The 16,372-nt window shown below is 39.4% G+C and carries 15 protein-coding genes and 8 pseudogenes; 15 read left to right on the forward strand and 8 right to left on the reverse strand.

What is annotated here, in order from left to right; all coding sequences use genetic code 11:
• Window positions 1–25: 25 nt before the first annotated feature.
• The 7 genes and pseudogenes from rpsF to BTW01_RS10025 form a co-directional block, all read left to right on the forward strand.
• The gene (gene rpsF, locus BTW01_RS09995; protein WP_014115888.1) at window positions 26–313 is read left to right on the forward strand and encodes a 30S ribosomal protein S6; all 288 of its coding nucleotides are present in this window, start codon (window positions 26–28) and stop codon (window positions 311–313) included.
• A gap of 40 nt (window positions 314–353) precedes the next feature.
• Window positions 354–875, forward strand: coding sequence for a single-stranded DNA-binding protein SsbA (gene ssbA / locus BTW01_RS10000; RefSeq protein ID WP_039074877.1), 522 nt, complete (start codon window positions 354–356; stop codon window positions 873–875).
• Window positions 876–918: 43 nt separating this feature from the next.
• Window positions 919–1,158, forward strand: coding sequence for a 30S ribosomal protein S18 (gene rpsR / locus BTW01_RS10005; protein WP_010332656.1), 240 nt, complete (start codon window positions 919–921; stop codon window positions 1,156–1,158).
• Between the two features lie 67 nt (window positions 1,159–1,225).
• Complete coding sequence (gene xth, locus BTW01_RS10010; RefSeq protein ID WP_162102846.1) at window positions 1,226–1,984, forward strand: exodeoxyribonuclease III; 759 nt, start codon at window positions 1,226–1,228, stop codon at window positions 1,982–1,984.
• 59 nt (window positions 1,985–2,043) lie between these two features.
• Window positions 2,044–2,205 (forward strand): annotated as a pseudogene (locus BTW01_RS10015) (LacI family DNA-binding transcriptional regulator); the annotation flags it as partial.
• 123 nt (window positions 2,206–2,328) lie between these two features.
• Window positions 2,329–2,709 (forward strand): VOC family protein, encoded by a 381-nt coding sequence (locus tag BTW01_RS10020; RefSeq protein WP_162102847.1) that lies wholly within the window; start codon window positions 2,329–2,331, stop codon window positions 2,707–2,709.
• Between the two features lie 17 nt (window positions 2,710–2,726).
• A pseudogene (locus tag BTW01_RS10025) lies at window positions 2,727–2,944 on the forward strand (acetyltransferase); the annotation flags it as partial.
• A 75-nt stretch (window positions 2,945–3,019) separates the two neighbouring features.
• Here BTW01_RS10025 and BTW01_RS10030 read toward each other — a convergent pair.
• On the reverse strand, window positions 3,020–4,375 hold the full coding sequence (locus tag BTW01_RS10030) for an MFS transporter (RefSeq protein ID WP_162102848.1): 1,356 nt from the start codon (window positions 4,373–4,375) through the stop codon (window positions 3,020–3,022).
• Window positions 4,376–4,601: 226 nt separating this feature from the next.
• Here BTW01_RS10030 and BTW01_RS10035 point away from each other — a divergent pair, with 226 nt between their 5' ends.
• The gene (locus tag BTW01_RS10035; RefSeq protein WP_162102849.1) at window positions 4,602–5,501 is read left to right on the forward strand and encodes a CPBP family intramembrane glutamic endopeptidase; all 900 of its coding nucleotides are present in this window, start codon (window positions 4,602–4,604) and stop codon (window positions 5,499–5,501) included.
• Here the strand turns inward: BTW01_RS10035 and BTW01_RS10040 are convergent.
• Both BTW01_RS10040 and BTW01_RS10045 read right to left on the reverse strand, forming a co-directional pair.
• The gene (locus BTW01_RS10040; protein WP_162102850.1) at window positions 5,498–7,567 is read right to left on the reverse strand and encodes a thioredoxin domain-containing protein; all 2,070 of its coding nucleotides are present in this window, start codon (window positions 7,565–7,567) and stop codon (window positions 5,498–5,500) included. The genes BTW01_RS10035 and BTW01_RS10040 overlap by 4 nt on opposite strands.
• 335 nt (window positions 7,568–7,902) lie before the next feature.
• The gene (locus BTW01_RS10045) at window positions 7,903–8,475 is read right to left on the reverse strand and encodes a DUF421 domain-containing protein (RefSeq protein ID WP_162102851.1); all 573 of its coding nucleotides are present in this window, start codon (window positions 8,473–8,475) and stop codon (window positions 7,903–7,905) included.
• Between the two features lie 322 nt (window positions 8,476–8,797).
• Here BTW01_RS10045 and BTW01_RS10050 point away from each other — a divergent pair.
• A pseudogene (locus tag BTW01_RS10050) lies at window positions 8,798–8,866 on the forward strand (universal stress protein); the annotation flags it as partial.
• 372 nt (window positions 8,867–9,238) lie between these two features.
• Here BTW01_RS10050 and BTW01_RS10055 read toward each other — a convergent pair.
• The 3 genes and pseudogenes from BTW01_RS10055 to BTW01_RS10065 form a co-directional block, all read right to left on the reverse strand.
• Complete coding sequence (locus tag BTW01_RS10055; RefSeq protein WP_162102852.1) at window positions 9,239–9,478, reverse strand: hypothetical protein; 240 nt, start codon at window positions 9,476–9,478, stop codon at window positions 9,239–9,241.
• Window positions 9,465–9,686, reverse strand: a complete 222-nt coding sequence (locus BTW01_RS10060) for a helix-turn-helix transcriptional regulator (RefSeq protein ID WP_162102853.1) — start codon at window positions 9,684–9,686, stop codon at window positions 9,465–9,467. The genes BTW01_RS10055 and BTW01_RS10060 overlap by 14 nt, the downstream gene beginning before the upstream one ends.
• Before the next feature lie 350 nt (window positions 9,687–10,036).
• Window positions 10,037–10,207, reverse strand: a pseudogene (locus tag BTW01_RS10065) (DUF255 domain-containing protein); the annotation flags it as partial.
• Window positions 10,208–10,392: 185 nt separating this feature from the next.
• On the opposite strand from BTW01_RS10065, the pseudogene BTW01_RS10070 reads away from it, so the two are divergent.
• The 5 genes and pseudogenes from BTW01_RS10070 to BTW01_RS10085 all read left to right on the forward strand — a co-directional run.
• Window positions 10,393–10,758, forward strand: a pseudogene (locus BTW01_RS10070) (cystatin-like fold lipoprotein).
• Window positions 10,759–10,899: 141 nt separating this feature from the next.
• Window positions 10,900–11,148, forward strand: a pseudogene (locus BTW01_RS18460) (replication protein); the annotation flags it as partial.
• Between the two features lie 246 nt (window positions 11,149–11,394).
• Complete coding sequence (locus BTW01_RS10075) at window positions 11,395–11,865, forward strand: hypothetical protein (RefSeq protein WP_162102855.1); 471 nt, start codon at window positions 11,395–11,397, stop codon at window positions 11,863–11,865.
• Window positions 11,866–11,886: 21 nt separating this feature from the next.
• A complete protein-coding gene (locus BTW01_RS10080; protein WP_162102856.1) occupies window positions 11,887–12,324 on the forward strand; it encodes a terpene synthase in 438 nt (145 codons plus the stop codon).
• 1,094 nt (window positions 12,325–13,418) lie between these two features.
• Window positions 13,419–13,628: pseudogene (locus BTW01_RS10085) on the forward strand (MBL fold metallo-hydrolase); the annotation flags it as partial.
• Between the two features lie 76 nt (window positions 13,629–13,704).
• Here the strand turns inward: BTW01_RS10085 and BTW01_RS10090 are convergent.
• Window positions 13,705–14,016, reverse strand: a pseudogene (locus BTW01_RS10090) (GNAT family N-acetyltransferase); the annotation flags it as partial.
• Window positions 14,017–14,109: 93 nt separating this feature from the next.
• On the opposite strand from BTW01_RS10090, the gene BTW01_RS10095 reads away from it, so the two are divergent.
• Window positions 14,110–14,892 carry a hypothetical protein gene (locus BTW01_RS10095; protein ID WP_162102857.1) on the forward strand — a complete coding sequence of 261 codons (783 nt, stop codon included), beginning with the start codon at window positions 14,110–14,112 and terminating at the stop codon, window positions 14,890–14,892.
• Between the two features lie 44 nt (window positions 14,893–14,936).
• Here BTW01_RS10095 and BTW01_RS10100 read toward each other — a convergent pair whose 3' ends face one another.
• Complete coding sequence (locus BTW01_RS10100) at window positions 14,937–16,247, reverse strand: MFS transporter (RefSeq protein WP_162102858.1); 1,311 nt, start codon at window positions 16,245–16,247, stop codon at window positions 14,937–14,939.
• Between the last annotated feature and the right edge of the window lie 125 nt (window positions 16,248–16,372).

Below are 16,372 nucleotides of genomic sequence, written 5' to 3' on the forward strand. Positions count from 1 at the left end.
TTAGTCCAAAAGGAGGTGCAAACAGATGAGAAAGTACGAAGTTATGTACATTATCCGCCCAAACATTGACGATGAGTCTAAAAAAGCAGTTATCGAGCGTTTCAACAACGTTCTGACTTCTAACGGTGCGGAGATCACTGGAACAAAAGATTGGGGTAAACGTCGTCTTGCTTACGAAATCAACGATTTCCGCGACGGTTTCTACCAAATCTTAAACGTTCAAGCTGATGCTGCGGCAGTTCAAGAATTTGACCGTCTAGCTAAGATCAGTGATGATATCATTCGCCACATTGTTGTTAAAGAAGAAGAATAAGCAATTTTGAAATATATAATGGTAAAAGGTGGTCTTTCTTATGCTTAACCGAGTTGTATTAGTCGGAAGACTGACAAAAGACCCAGAGCTTCGTTATACGCCAAACGGTGCGGCTGTTGCCACGTTTACTCTTGCTGTGAATCGTACATTTACGAACCAGTCCGGAGAACGTGAGGCCGATTTCATTAATTGTGTCACTTGGAGAAGACAAGCCGAAAACGTTGCGAACTTCCTGAAAAAAGGAAGCCTTGCAGGCGTAGATGGCCGTTTACAAACAAGAAACTATGAAAACCAGCAAGGACAGCGTGTCTTCGTGACCGAAGTTCAAGCTGAAAGTGTTCAGTTTCTTGAGCCTAAAAGCGGCGGCGGTTCTGGTTCAGGTGGATACAACGAAGGAAACAGCGGCGGAGGCCAGTACTTTGGCGGAGGCCAAAATGATAATCCATTCGGGGGAAATCAGAACAACAACCAGAGACGAAATCAGGGAAACAGCTTTAATGATGACCCGTTTGCCAACGACGGCAAACCGATTGACATCTCGGATGATGATCTTCCATTCTAATGAGAATATCGCTTAATCTTAAACAGAAAGGAGGGAAATGACAATGGCAGGAGGACGCAGAGGCGGTCGTGCGAAACGCCGTAAAGTGTGTTATTTCACTTCTAACGGTATCACGCACATCGACTACAAAGATGTAGATCTTCTTAGAAAGTTTGTTTCTGAGCGCGGTAAAATTTTACCACGTCGTGTAACTGGAACAAACGCTAAATACCAACGTAAATTGACTGCAGCGATCAAACGCGCTCGTCAAATGGCTTTACTTCCATACGTAACTGGTGAGTAAGCTGATACGTAAAGAGCAAGGACCTTCGGGTTCTTGCTCTTTTTTATAGGGGGGAGGATGAAACAATATGAAGCTGATTTCTTGGAATGTAAACGGCCTGCGGGCTGTCATGAGAAAGATGGATTTCTTTTCTTATCTGAAGGAAGAGGATGCAGATATCATATGTCTTCAGGAAACAAAGATACAGGACGGCCAGGTTGATGTTCAGCCTGAAGGCTATCATGTGTATTGGAACTATGCTGTAAAAAAAGGATATTCGGGCACGGCAGTTTTTTCAAAACAAGAGCCGCTGCGTGTCATGTACGGTATCGGAATAGAAGAGCATGATCAAGAAGGCAGAGTCATCACGCTGGAATTTGAAAACATGTTTGTAATGACCGTTTACACGCCTAATTCCAAAAGAGGGTTGGAGCGGATTGATTACCGCATGCAATGGGAAGAGGCCTTATTATCTTATATTCTTGAATTAGATAAGGAAAAGCCAGTCATATTATGCGGCGATTTGAATGTTGCTCATCAGGAAATCGATTTGAAAAATCCAAAGGCGAACCGGAATAATGCTGGATTTTCTGATCAAGAAAGAGGGGCATTCACTCGTTTCTTAGAAGCTGGATTTACTGACACCTTCCGTCATGTCTATCCTGATCTTGAAGGCGCTTATTCCTGGTGGTCGTATCGTGCCGGCGCTCGGGATAGAAATATCGGGTGGCGCCTCGATTATTTCGTTGTTTCTGAAAGACTTAAGGAACAAATTGAGGATGCCAGCATATCTGCGGATGTCATGGGTTCCGACCATTGTCCCGTTGAACTTGTGATTAATATATGATGAGATAGCAGTAAGGATTTTCACCTTACTGCTTTTTTATATGGAAAAGGAAGGATGATATGGCGAATGTAACTATTCCGACTGTTTCACGTGTATTGAATCACCATCCGTATAAGAGAAAGCTCGTTCATCAAGTCATCAAGGAGTTAGATTATACACCAATTCGAACCGCAATCAATCTCATCCGCCGAAAAATCAATACGGTGGGGGTGATCCTGCCTTAAGGCGATCACCCCTGCTTTGATAAAATGATATTAAAATTCAGCATCAATTTAATAAAAAAGCTTGAACTGAAATGCATTTCATACTTTATAACTTCATTAAAGGCGAAGGAGGAGAAAGAAATGCGGATAGAACATACAGCAATTTGGGTCAAAGATTTAGAACGAATGAAGTCTTTTTATGAAACATATTTTAACGGCAAAGCGAATGATCTATATCATAATGAGAAAAAAGGTTTTAAGTCTTATTTTATTACGTTTGATTCTGGCGCACGACTGGAAATCATGAAAAAAGGAAATGTGACTGATACGCCTTCACAAACGATGACAGGCTGGGCGCATATTGCCTTTTCCGTTGGAAGCAAAGAGAAGGTTGATGAAATGACTGATCGATTGAAGAAGGATGGATTCATAGTTGTAAACGGCCCGCGGACAACAGGAGACGGCTACTATGAAAGTGTGATTGAAGATGGTGAAGGAAATTTGATCGAGATTACAATCTGACCTCTGGAGTGACTTGAATGCTGAGGACAGAAAAAGAAAAAATGGCAGCCGGAGATTTGTATAATCCAGAAGATCAACAACCCCTGCTGGAACGCAAGCAAGAGAGACAATTTATAAGCTGGGTCGGTGCACACGGAGCTTCTGAAGGAGGCTCTTCGGTTCGGTGGTGATCAAGTCACGATTCATACAGGAGGCTGTGTTATTTTAGATATGTGTGGTCTGGATCGGACGTCATTAACTCGAAGCGTTGTAGGCGAGGGTGTTGAAGGAATTGTAATGAGATCAGTGCGGCAGATCCGCACTGATGTTTTTATATTTGTTTTGCATTCGTATTAGGACCGAAGCAGATTAACAGAACAGAGCATGCGAGCCAGCAGCCGCCGATAAATAAGAAGACACTGACATAGCCCAGCTGAACGGCGATAAACCCGACGAGCAATGAGCCGAAAATGTTTGAAAAGCGGCCGAGGCCATAGGCTAAACCGCTGCCAGTTGAGCGATATTCAGTCGGATAAGGTTCAGACGTATAAGCGTATAAGTTCGAGGTGAAAACCCGTTCTGTGATATTCACGATAAAGCCAAACACAACGATCATGAGCGGAATAAAAGTCATGCCGTATAAGAGGCCGGCGATGGCTGTCAAAAATGCGCTGGCGGCTAAAATCCATTTTCTTTGAAATGATTCAGAAATCATGGAACCAAGCAATGCGCCAAGCGGAGCGCCAACGGAATGCAGGACGTTATACCACAACGTATTTTCCATTGAGATGCCATTGCTTTTTAGCAGGCTTGGAACCCATGAGGCAAATCCGTAAAAACCAAACGTTTCAAAAATCCATACGGCCGATAAAACGATCGTGATTTTTAGATTTCTTCCTTTCAATAATCCAGCATAACCCGCATGCGGTTGAACGGTTCCGCTTGTTTTAGGCTGAACAGGTGCTGGAAGAGGCCCTTTCTCTTGTGCGACCTGAGCCTCAATCCTGTTAAGAATCGCATCAGCTTTTGCATATTCACCACGATTTTCGTGCCAGCGGGGGGACTCTTCGAGACGGCGAATGAAGAAAAAGTAAATAAGACCGACACCTCCCCATACAAATACGAGCCTCCAACCCCACGAACCGAGCGGAATGACGAAGGCGGATACAATATTGGTAATCGGAACGCCGATCAATCCAATCATCGCACAGAAAGAAATATATTTCCCGCGAACCCTGGAAGGGAAAAATTCTGCCAAATAGCTATTTGTAATGACCATGGCCGCTGCGACACCAAACCCGGTGAGAAAACGGAACGCCATTAAAGATGGGATATCCCATGCCACGGCATTGCATAGCGATGCGATTGAGAAAACAAATACAGATAGATGTAAGGCTTTTTTTCGGCCAACTTGATCGGATAGCCTTCCTCCTATTGATGCGCCTAAAAACATGCCTAAAAATGAAGCTGCTGTTACATTGGCGATGGTTGAAAGCGGAATGCCCCAATGCTCGATCAGTGCCGGCGCTACATTGCTGAGAGTAAATAAATCTGCCAAATCAAAGAAATAAACAATGCCAAGAGCAGTTAACACTTGGAAGTGAACACGAGAAATCGGAAGGCGGTCTAAACGATTTGCTGCGTTTGAGAAGGGGTGCGTATTCTTCTGTTTGAAGATTGTATTCATAATAAAACTCCTTTTCAGTAGTAAGAAAAGACTGAAATCTCTCTCTTGAAAATATTATAAGTATCTTGATTCATTGGCGACAGAGTTCAAATCACTAGATAAAAGAATTTAATTCGGGCTTTTTCTATTATTTTTCGCTTAAAAGATATGTAAAACCGTAGATTCATAGATTGATTTATGCAAATATATATTCATATTCTCAGGGAAAGGAAGAGACATAGAAGGAATGAGTTCGTTTATCCGTCCTATAGAAGGAAATAATACATTGGGGAGATATTTTTTCGCCTTTTTGGTGATGGTAGGTTTATATGTATTTGGGAATATTGCTTACCTTTTCGCAATTCTGCTTACAGTTATTGTGAATCCTGATATCACGTTTGATTTGGATGAAGCTGTGCTGAGCGATCCTCTGGTTGATCTTTATTTGGCTCATGTGATTTATTTATTTGCCATTCCAGGGGTGTGGCTGGCTGTGCGCTTTATTCTCAAACGTCCTTTTCGAACGATCATCACACCAAATTCAAAGATCAATTGGCGGAGAATTTTCTTTGGTTTTATCGCTTATTTCTTGTTGATGATTGCCGTACAATTGCTTGATTTCGCGATTCATCCTGACAGCTATTCCGTACAGGATTTTAATGCTTCACGGTTTACCTGGCTTCTGGCGGCGGCCCTCATTTTGGTTCCGTTTCAAACATCAGCGGAAGAACTGTTCTTCAGAGGGTTTTTGCTTCAAGCTTTTGGGAGAATAACGAAAAACCCGCTTATCTTAACTTTGATTGTCGGAGGCTTGTTTGGCGTTTTGCATTTTGCGAATCCAGAAATGAACAATGGCGCTGTCTGGGCAGGAATTGAGTATTTAACCTTTGGTTTTGTGTGGACCTATTACACGATTAAAACAGGCAGTATTGAAATCTCACTTGGCGCCCATGCCGCGAATAATATGTTTTTGTGTATATTTATTACAGAAAAAAACAGTGTGTATGGAGGAATTCCTTCTTTATTTACGGTTACTCGGGGGAACCCAATGTGGGAAGCTTTAATTACGATAGCGGTCAATCTTATTTTTGCGGGAATCGCTTTATGGTACCATAAGAAATCACAAAGTAAGCAGCAAGGGTCTTAATCCCTGCTGCTTATTAACGTTTGGATGGCTTGTGTAATATTTGTTGTCGGCTGTTGGCAAGCAAAGTTTTCACAAATGTACACGGTTGTTTTGCCTTCTATGATACGGTAATCTGCCGCGAATGGCGCAATGTCTTTACATTGATCTGGATGCTCCGCCACCAAAATGGAGTCGTTGGGAATAAAGGCTTTTTGCAGTGCCGTTATGATTTGTTTTCTGTCTGGATCGTCTGCGCTCCCCAAAATAACGATTTCTTTTTTAGGCATGATATGCTTCAATACGCTTTGCATAAAGAAAGCATGTCCGCTTGCATACGCATCGATCTCGGGCTTGAATACGGAGAACATCGTTTCCGCTTTTTCAATCAGTGATAAGTCGCCTGTAACCTGTCCAAGACGGAGAAGCTGAACGGCTGCCACACTGTTTCCAGAAGGAACGGCGCCGTCGTATACTTCTTTTTCACGAACGATTAAAGCTTCTGCATCGTGTCCGGTGAAATAGAATCCGCCGTGCTCCTCATCCCAAAATAAGCCGATCATATCGTCTGTCAGCTTCTTCGCTTTTTGTACATAAGAAAGATCAAACGAAGCTTCATAGAGATCAAGATAAGCCCAGAGGAGAAAAGCGTAATCGTCGATGAAACCTTTGTTTTTCACTTCTCCCTCTCGATACCGGACCATCACACGGCCGTCGATGATTAAATGGTTTTCAATAAAGGTGATAGCGTCTTTCGCTAAGCTGAGATATTTCGGTTCCTCGTATACCTTTGCTGCTTTGGCGAGACCCGCGATCATCAGCGCGTTCCATGACGTCAGCACCTTATCATCGACATGCGGATAGGTTCTTTTTTCTCGTGACTTTAAAAGCTTCTGTCTCGCGTCCTCAAGCTTGAGGCTGAGCTCTTCCTCGGTTAAACCAGCATCAGCTTTGATTTGGTCCCGCCTTGTGTGAATGAGGTTGGGAATATTTTTACCTTCAAAATTGCCTTTTTCAGTGATGTCATACACTTGGCAATACAGCCTTCCGAGATCGTTTCCAAGTGTCTTCAGGATCTCTTCCTTAGACCACACATAGTATTTTCCTTCTTCTCCTTCTGTGTCTGCATCTAAAGCGGAGAAAAAGCTTCCGTCTTCATGGGTCATTTCTCGCTGAATGAATGTGATGATCTGCTCGCAAATCTCTTTGTAGCGGCTGTTTTGCGTAACCTGATATGCTTCTGTATAAGCGGTCAACAGCAATGCGTTGTCATACAGCATTTTTTCAAAATGGGGTACGAGCCACTCATCATCGGTCGAGTAGCGAGCGAATCCATAGCCGATATGATCGAATATGCCGCCATTTGCCATGCTGTCCAGCGTTTTCGTCACGTTGTATAAAGCATTCTCCTGCCCTGTATTGTGATAATAACGAAGCAAATACATCAGCATATGAGGCATCGGGAACTTCGGCGCCTGCCCGAAGCCGCCGTAGATCGTATCAAACCCGCTGGCAAGCTGCTGGAATGTCCGGTGAATTGCTGATTCGCTGAGGCCTTCACCTGATTTAGCAGCTGTTTTGGTCTGCAGGTGCTTAGCGGCATTCTCCGCAATATCTTCAACATGCTCGCGGTCGTTCGCAAACGTCTCAGAAAGCTGCTCAAGCACATCAACAAAACCGGGACGATTGAATTTACTCGTCTTTGGAAAATATGTACCTGCATAAAACGGCTTCTGATCAGGCGTAATAAATACATTCAGCGGCCAGCCGCCCTGTCCGGTCATCAGCTGGCAGATTCTCATATAAACAGAATCCACATCCGGCCGCTCTTCCCGGTCGACTTTAATCGCCACAAACCGTTCATTGAGAAGGCGCGCAATTTCTTCGTCCTCGAAGCTTTCATGGGCCATGACATGGCACCAATGACATGTCGAATAGCCGATACTGACCAAAACCGGCTTGTTTTCGCGTTTCGCTTTTTCGAAGGCTTCTTCTCCCCAAGGGTGCCAGTTTACTGGGTTGTGGGCGTGTTGGAGTAAATATGGTGATTTCTCAGCGATTAATCTATTGGGTTTATTGTTAGTTGGCATGGGATCACCTTCTTTCGTTTTTTTATTTGCCTTTAGGTTACCACAATAATTATGAATAAATACAAAGATTAGCGATTTACTTAAAAGAGAGAGATGGAAATATTGTATAGTGTTTAATTGGGTTCGATTAATGAATAAAAAAGAAGTTGAAAATTTCTTAAAGAATTACCGGTGGATGATGAACAGCATTAAAGTACTACGAGAATCATTAGAAGAAACTGAAGTCTCAGTATAGAATAGAAGCTATTTTGCCAACAGCAAGTGATCCAGTTTGTAAAGAGATAGTAAGACGATTGAAACGGCTTACAGACGCTCTAAATTAGAGCGTCTGTAAATTAATGAAGCTGTTTAGGGTTATGTTGAGTTTGTTTACTATTAATTTCTTCAAATATATTGTTTTGATTATTCTTTTGGTTTGTTGATTGCATTGAATTAATTATTTTTTTGAAATCGCCAACAGTTAAAGGTTTTGCATCATCTTTTAGTTCGTATCCTAATTGTCCGTTGGGTTCTAAAGTAGCATTCTTGACGTTGTTAATATTTGAAATTCCAAGAAGCCTTAGCCGCATTTCAAGTTGATCAACTGTTAGTCTCATTTTCCTTAGATTATCTACATTGAGTTGACCATCTTCTATGACTAATTTCGCTTTTCCAGTTAAAAACTTCTCTACCCAGTTCGCTTTTACTTGAAACCATTCCATTAAAACTAAGGCAGTGGTGAAAATAGCAGCAGCTACAATTGTTCTCCACAAACTTGTTTCTATAATTGGTTGGACTATAATTGTCCCGATTGAAATCATAACTACTGTTTGTGCCAATGTCATTTGTGCAATTGATTTTCTTCCTGAAATCCTAAGGAGAATGATACCAGATATAATTAAGATTAATGCTTCCCAAGCAAAATTCATTTCATCACCTAGTTTTCACTTTTTTTTGTGGTTTTCTTTAGTGCAAAAAGTATTATTTATTCATAAAAGAATAAATGACACGAACAGAACGTTTTTCAAGATTTAATAATTGTAGTGTAAAATGGGAGATAGGATCAGCAGGCGTATTATTCCTGTGTCTGCACCGATTTTATATAATGAGTAAAGCCTCCTGATGTTAAGCGAGAATCAACATAGAGGGAGGCTTAATTTCAGTGAATTAGAGCCATATTGAGCAGCAGTATTCTGCTTACACATTAAAGTATTCCCTGCAAAATATGGTTTTATTCAAATTACAACCGGCATGGTGTTGGGCAGTGTAAGCCATAAAATTGCTAAACGTGTGAAATGTCCTGTGCTGATTGTAAAGTAATTGTTGAACAAGTCGATTAAGAATAAACCGGTTTTTTTTGCGGTTATTTTAGTAGACATGACACCAAATGCAAGTCATGATTAACTTTCAAAACCTTTTGTTGATTAATACGTAGAGGGCAACAAAATAAGTATTAGAGGAACATACTAAATAATGCAGGTATGTTCTCTAATTTTTGCTTTCATCTCGAAAATTATTGGAGTAGGCTAACTCTTGTAATCCACTTATATATGTTTTTTTACCAAAACAAATTGGATTAGGGGATAAGTTATATATGCAATACATAAAGCGGTAAATAATGTATAGTTCTTTCCGTTATTAATGAAAAAGAAATCGATGATCCATAGTATAAATAAAGTGATAATAACGATGTTATAGCTCAGTTGAGTACTTTTTTTTAAGTATTTGTTTGCCCATTTCATCTTTCTTTACTTCATTTCTCGTTCTCCATGTAAAAAATTGACCCCATGCTACTAGCAAGCTAATCAATAAAAACCATTCAGTAACGCCAAATGTAGCCCCATCAATTTTAAAATAGCTCAGTAAAGTTCCCCCGAAGTATAAAGAAATAATGATTAGAAATAACAAACTAAACACTTCAATTTTTCTCATTTTTGACATCCCCTTCTGATTCAAATAAAAATAGTTGATCTACTGTTACCCCTAAACAATAGGCCAATTGAAAAGCAAGAGATAAACTCGGATCATATTTGTTATTTTCAATAGCGTTAATGGTTTGACGGGAAACGCCACACGCTTTGGCCAATTGCTCTTGGGAAAAACCTTTTTCTTTTCTTGCATGTTTAATAACGTTTTTCATAAGTGCTCCCTTTTTGTAAAAGATGTTTTACATATTTATCGTAAATGATTGGCTTTTTTGTGTCAAATATATTTTACATTTGTTTTTTAAAAGAAAGGATAGTACCCTCATCTCTTTCGTTTTTAGTGTGAGGTGGCAGATTCTTAGATTATTAATTGAACAAGGTGCGATGTTAAATAGATTATTAAAGCTCAAGGTCTTTAATACTGGAACTTTAATTCAAGTAATTAATTTTGTGTATAAAAAAAGACAACGATAATGTTGTCATTTACCTACAATGAATTAGATTAGTTAGTGTGTTCTGAATATACTGGAGTTTGTCATATTTGGCTATTCTAAGAAACTTGTCACCAATGACATGTCGAATAGCCGATACTGACCAAAACCGGCTTGTTTTCGCGTTTCGCTTTTTCGAAGGCTTCATCTCCCCAGGGGTGCCAGTCAACAGGGTTATGAGCATGTTGAAGTAAATATGGGGACTTCTCAGCGATTAATCTATTGGGTTTACTTTTGTTTGGCATGGGATCACCTTCTTTTTAAATTACTATACTTAATTTAACATAAGTTTATTCTTGTGTAATTATGTATAAAATACTCACAAAGATGATGTATAGGTAAAATGAAATGAGAGAAAGTGGAAAACATATATATTTTTATTATAGTGAATATTCGAAAAATATAAGGTGCAATTTTGTAGGACCTTTTTATTTTCCTTAGTATATCCGCCATTCTATTGTTAACAGCATGTCGTGGAAATAAATATGATGATGCGATTAATAATTTAATAAAACAGGAGAAGAAAACTAGGAAAGAAACAAATATAGATTCGGATGAGTATAACAGGGAGAATTATATAGTTCGTGTATATAATAATAGGAAGTATATCCAATTGGCATTTTATAAGCGCGAGGATAATTATAAAAGGCTCACCGCATTTTCGTAATATGAGAAGCTGGGTGATTCATATGAAGAGCTGACTCATATGCCTGTGGACTGGAATCAAGATCGTCTGGGTTTGTATAAGAAAACGCCAGATTATGAAGAGGTTAAAGGCAAGGAAACGAAAACTTAGGAGTAGACTTAATGTCTACTCCTAATAAATTTTGTCAGGGAGCATGAGAAATATTGATTAAATGAGACTTGATAACGTTGTAACCAAGTTGTAAAATTCATATAGAAATCATTCTTTAAATCTTGAAGTATCCAAGTCAAGGATATGATACGTGGGAATGAAGTGACCGAGGATAACTTGGATACGGTCTATTATTTGGATGATGTTTTGGTTTCCAGGAAATTGATCGGTTACGGTGGGGTCTTGAAAGAGATACACTAGGAACTCAATTTAACGGATCCCGAGGATAGAGATCTGATCAGGATTGAAAAAGATGGTGATGAGGTAGTAGGAGACATTTGAGGTCATGGCGCATTGCATGTTGGCATTAAGAATTATATAACAAATTAGAAATGAATAGCGACTTATTCTAGAGATTTTTTAGTACAGCAGTACTTTCTATGAAAGCACTACTTACTTGCACCATCTATTTTATTGAAATATATAGGAATATAGTGAATTTTGAATAAAATGAGATTGTCAAGCGTCTCATTTTTTAAAATCACCTTAATTTTAACAATTTAATATATACATAAAGTCTCCATTTATATATTATATTATTTGTACTACAATAATGTTATATATTTGGAGGTTTTTATGAAAAAGAGTTTTATTTTAACAATGATAAGTACCTTATTCCTTACAACTATGTTTTTATGTCTTGGAACTAGTGAAGCTTCAGCTGCTACTATGAAACAAGTACCGGGTTCTGCTGGTTGGAAATATCGGGTTGATGGACCACATGTTGATGGGGTCAATAATGATTGGCATGTACATGTTGAAAAAGGAAAGGTTAAAGGAGCTGAAAGAGTAACTGGAGGGAAAAGTCATAATAAGACTCTAGATTCAGCTGGCGTTCCTAAAACTGTACAAAAAAATGTAAAGAAGACTAGTGATTTTAAAAAAGCGTTAGAGAAACAGAAAAAATTAGATAAAGAACGAAAAGAAGTTTCTGAATTTAGTTGGACTGATATATTGTGGCACCCTTCATATTTGGTAACATTAGCAGCTTTAGTAGGTGTAACAATAGGTCAATTACTAAAGAGTCCAAGTTTAGTATTTGGGTAATATCTCAGTAGGGGGGAAATTATGCTATCACTTAATAGAGCTTTAAAATTACGTGATTTAGAAGTTTTTCGTGTGCTGAAAGATGGTAACATTTTATCTTACGTAATCATTGAAGATACTCGAAAGCCATTTACAGAAGAAGACAAAAAATTAGAACCATTATGTTATATGGAAGAAGAAGATATTAATGCAATTTTAAATGTTTTTAAGATTTCTATTGTTAATGATGAAAAATTAAATGAAGATGATTCAATTTCTATAAGATCATACTTTTCCGAATTTGTTAATAATACAAATTTAACGAATTTTATTATTAAAGAATATGTTCAAAAGGATTTATATGATTACGATGATGAAGATGGCATCATTTTCTTTAATAGAATTTTACGTGGTATAGGATCAGATTATGTTATTAAAGAATTTGATGATATAAATTGGATTTATTTATCTCAAGATTGATTTCTTATTTAGATTTTGAAGGGGTACAGAAGATAATTTCTGTACTCCTTTTTAAGGCAAATGAAATAGACTTCTAGTTTCTCTTTTTAAGCAATAACACGCTTGACGAAAATCGTATTTTAGCATCCATTATCCTGATAACAACACTGTTTAGAAATAAAACTAAAATTGTATAACCTATTAAATTGTTGAGTGGACTTTGTGTCTGCTCTTTTTTTATGCGCTGATTTCTTGTCAAGAAACAAAGGACTTACAATAACCGCGATAAAGACGAAAAGAATAATTTCTTCAATAGACAATTCGTAATCTTTTTGGATCTTAACTTTGTCAAGAAATGTTCAATCTGAAATAATACAATTAATGTAAACTTTAAAAACTCTTTACGGAGTTGGGGAATTTGCTTGCAACAAGTTTTCTTGAACAAAGGTAAAATTCCATATGAAATTGTTACGAAAAAACTAAATGACTGGTATACAGCTATAAAGAATAATCTTGATATGAGGCTGTTAGGTTAAAATGAAGTTGAGGAATTAATGGGGCGGATGGAGAAGAACCCAGATGTGATCTTTATACCACCAGCTATTAGACTTCCGACACGAAATGAGAATTAGCTATCTTAAATCTAAAAATGAACAAGAATTAAAAAATGCTTATGAAGTACTCCAAGAACATCGAGGGCAGATTAAAGGGATGTTACTTCTTTTTTTTATGGGAATGTAATTGGTTTCTGCTATAAGCTCTTATAGAAGAGCTAACAGTCACTGAATTATGTTGATGATGAAATCGAACAGGCGGAGTTCTATTATAAAATGGCTGAGATTTATTACTATATGAAGCAAACATATTTTTCATTGCATTACGTTAAGAGAGCTATGCGTATTTAAGGAAAGTATAAAAATTATGAAGATCGAATATTAAGGTGTAAATATATAACTGCCGGAAATTTGATTGATTCTTTAAATTATAATGGAGCGTTAGAAATATTTAAAGAGACATTAGAAATATCGAGGAAGATAAGTAGACAGATTCACGTATATGCCTTCCATGTTGAATATGGGAATTGTTTATAGAGGGCTTATGAGTGTTTAATTGATGCCCTTTTAACAGGAGATCTTTTTATCACAAGTAAGAAGAATTTACATCCGCCTATCAAAAGGCTCAGCGTGGATATAAATGAGAACATCGACAGCGGCGCAATCATAGATGAAATCAAACCAACGCTCATTTGCTCTTCACATGGTGAAGAAATTCTTTATAACGAAGAGTTGTATAAAAGCTATGTGTTAAAGTATAGGGACCAATAGAAGTATTACAGAATAAGGAATTAAAACTTCGCTGGCATACAAGCAATCCTTCACTCATCGTTGATTCGTATACCAATCAAGTGCTTACGGTCATACATTTGTGAACGATTAATCGGCTATCTTCCTTTGTCATCAGCACATGGGGGATACCGTCCAGCATAAATTCATCAGATGCTGTCTGGTAGCCGAGTTTTTCATAAAAGCCTGCCGCCTGTGTCTGGCCGTACAGTTTGAAGGCAGAAATACCTTGTTCTATCACTATACGTTCTAACGTATCGACGATCACTTTGCCAAGTCCGAATTTGCGATAGGGCTTCAGAATGCAGATTATTTCAAGTTTTCCTGCTTGATCAACGATACGGACCCGGGCTGTGCGAGCAGATTCATTCTCGTAATAAACCTTTAGCTCGTTCAGAGATGTCTTTAGTGTGCCATCCCTGCATATAATGATTCATTCAGCTAATAAAGGAAGGTGGCTGCATTGAATCTGTATGACATCAGAATGGCTCCTTATTGGTTTTATGGAAGACTTGTTCAACATCCATACGTATTGCGGCCGGCTGCTTCCTCGCGCGCAATCATTGCATCAGCTCGAGGGGATGTAACGGGAGACGGCGTGATTGACGAAGTCTTTCTTACTGGCACCCAAATGACTGACAGCCCTTTATGGAGAAATATGACACTGATGATCCGAGATGGCAGAAGCCAACAGGAACAGCAAATTCAGCTTCAAAACAATATGGGGTACAATCCGTCTCTTTTTCTCGGGGATATGACAGGCAATAAGATTGATGATGTGGCGGTGGTGATAGATACCGGCGGAAGCGGAGCCATGATATATGCGTATGTTTTTGCTAATCTCAACCGGCGGTTCAGACAGATTTTTAATTCGGATATGTTTAATGCTGAATTGAAGTACAGTGTGAAGTATCAAAACCAATATAAAGCGAGCGTTATTAGTCATCAGCAAAACCAAATATATATCCTCGATCTTACTTACAAGGGAAGGGAATATTTGAATGAAATTTATACACAGCAGGGGGTTTTGAAGATGCCGATAGAAGGCTGGGTGAATCCCTTGTCTGGATTGTATCCGGTTGATTTTGACAGAAACGGCACATACGAACTGCTGGCGTATCAGCGGATAGCGGGGCGTTATAACGCTGATACGCTTGGATATGTTCAAACCGTATTGGCCTGGAACGGTCGGAGTTTTGCTATTGACCGCCAGAATGTATCCATTTTTGGTAGTGACCTATCGTAAGGATTTTTCTATCCAGAAAAAGAGTGCTTTTCAGCAAGCACTCTTTATTCCAGCTTAATCCGTTTTACTTCCCCTAACACAAACACATAAAAAACCAATCCCAGCAGCAGGACAAAACCTGCTACGAGAAAGCTGAGTGTAAAGGAGCCTGTCACATCAAACAAATATCCTGTCAATGAAGCGGCAATAATGCCTCCGAACAGGTTGTTTGCGAGATTCACCATGGAACTCAGCATAGATACAGAACCGATCGGCGCCAGCTCTGCAGAAATGGACCAGCCAACTGGAGCCGTTGCGGAAATACCGGCAAGGCCGATTGAAATGCAAACAATCGCCACAGTGATATTGTTCGTCAGAATGGAGCCTAAAAAGAAAAAGCCGAAGCTCATTCCGACAATGATCACGGTTCGGTACACCTTGGTGTTAGAATAGCCTTTCTTAATAAAGAAATCGACGAGCCAGCCGCCAACCGCAATTCCAGAAATGGTTGAGATCAGCCATGGCACAGCTGTAAATAAACCGGACGACATGAGATCCATCCCATATGTATGTTTAAAGAACGTCGGAAGCCAGGTAAGCAGCAGGTTGAATGTATAGCCGTATCCTGTAAATCCAATCATTAAGCCCCATACTTTCCGGTTGGAGAAAAGTTTTTTTAAAAGCGGTCCCGTTTTGTAAGGGATTTTTTCTGCTGTGACCGCATTGTGTTTTTGAATATAATTCAGCTCACTTTTAGAGATGCGTTTGTGCCGTTTTGGCTGCTCATAATAATGCCAGAAAAAAATCGTAAACAGCACGTTGATGCATCCAATTGTAAAAAAAGCGACACGCCAATCAAATGTGGTGACAAGAAAGGCGACCAACGGCGCACCGAGCACGTTTGAAAACTTTGCGGCTGAGTCGAACAGTGAGTTTGCCAATCCCCGCTCACTTGGAGGAAACCATTGAGCAGTTGCCTTAGAGGCGGCAGGGAACGCAGAGGCGCTCGACAGCCCAATGAGAAACCGGAACAGATACAACAGCAATTTTCCCTGCAAAAAAGCAAGAAGAATCGTTAAAATGCTCCATATTGTCATTCCGACCCTCGTGACCCATGCCACGCCAAACCGATCCAGCAAACTCCCGACAGGCAGCTGCATCACTGTATAGGAATACGTGTAAATAGAAAACACGATGCCCAGTTCGGTTGCTGTAAGGTGAAACGAATCTTGTATCGCAGGGGCGGCCACTGAGATGGCGACACGGTCAAAATAATTCAGAACAATAATGCCGCTGAGTAACGAAGATATGTACCATCTCGTATGTCCAGGCCGTTTCACCCGCTCTTGACTCATAATGAAAACCTCCTCTTTCAATAGCATGATCTCTTGATGGAAATACCATTCAAATTTTACATACCACAGTGCGTTTTTGCGTAAACGGACAGCGTGAATTTCATTGAAAAACCAGGTGCTTTAGCAGGAGGGATAAGATGTCCTCG

This window comes from Bacillus sp. SKDU12 (assembly GCF_010093085.1).
GTDB lineage: Bacteria > Bacillota > Bacilli > Bacillales > Bacillaceae > Bacillus > Bacillus mexicanus.

Excerpts from the sequence above, each read along its gene's own strand:
- rpsF (WP_014115888.1), top strand. The coding sequence starts at position 26 with ATGAGAAAGTACGAAGTTATGTACATTATCCGCCCAAACATTGACGAT.
- ssbA (WP_039074877.1), top strand. The coding sequence starts at position 354 with ATGCTTAACCGAGTTGTATTAGTCGGAAGACTGACAAAAGACCCAGAG.
- rpsR (WP_010332656.1), top strand. The coding sequence starts at position 919 with ATGGCAGGAGGACGCAGAGGCGGTCGTGCGAAACGCCGTAAAGTGTGT.
- xth (WP_162102846.1), top strand. The coding sequence starts at position 1,226 with ATGAAGCTGATTTCTTGGAATGTAAACGGCCTGCGGGCTGTCATGAGA.
- BTW01_RS10020 (WP_162102847.1), top strand. The coding sequence starts at position 2,329 with ATGCGGATAGAACATACAGCAATTTGGGTCAAAGATTTAGAACGAATG.
- BTW01_RS10030 (WP_162102848.1), bottom strand. The coding sequence starts at position 4,375 with ATGAATACAATCTTCAAACAGAAGAATACGCACCCCTTCTCAAACGCA.
- BTW01_RS10035 (WP_162102849.1), top strand. The coding sequence starts at position 4,602 with ATGAGTTCGTTTATCCGTCCTATAGAAGGAAATAATACATTGGGGAGA.
- BTW01_RS10040 (WP_162102850.1), bottom strand. The coding sequence starts at position 7,567 with ATGCCAACTAACAATAAACCCAATAGATTAATCGCTGAGAAATCACCA.
- BTW01_RS10045 (WP_162102851.1), bottom strand. The coding sequence starts at position 8,475 with ATGAATTTTGCTTGGGAAGCATTAATCTTAATTATATCTGGTATCATT.
- BTW01_RS10055 (WP_162102852.1), bottom strand. The coding sequence starts at position 9,478 with ATGAGAAAAATTGAAGTGTTTAGTTTGTTATTTCTAATCATTATTTCT.
- BTW01_RS10060 (WP_162102853.1), bottom strand. The coding sequence starts at position 9,686 with ATGAAAAACGTTATTAAACATGCAAGAAAAGAAAAAGGTTTTTCCCAA.
- BTW01_RS10075 (WP_162102855.1), top strand. The coding sequence starts at position 11,395 with ATGAAAAAGAGTTTTATTTTAACAATGATAAGTACCTTATTCCTTACA.
- BTW01_RS10080 (WP_162102856.1), top strand. The coding sequence starts at position 11,887 with ATGCTATCACTTAATAGAGCTTTAAAATTACGTGATTTAGAAGTTTTT.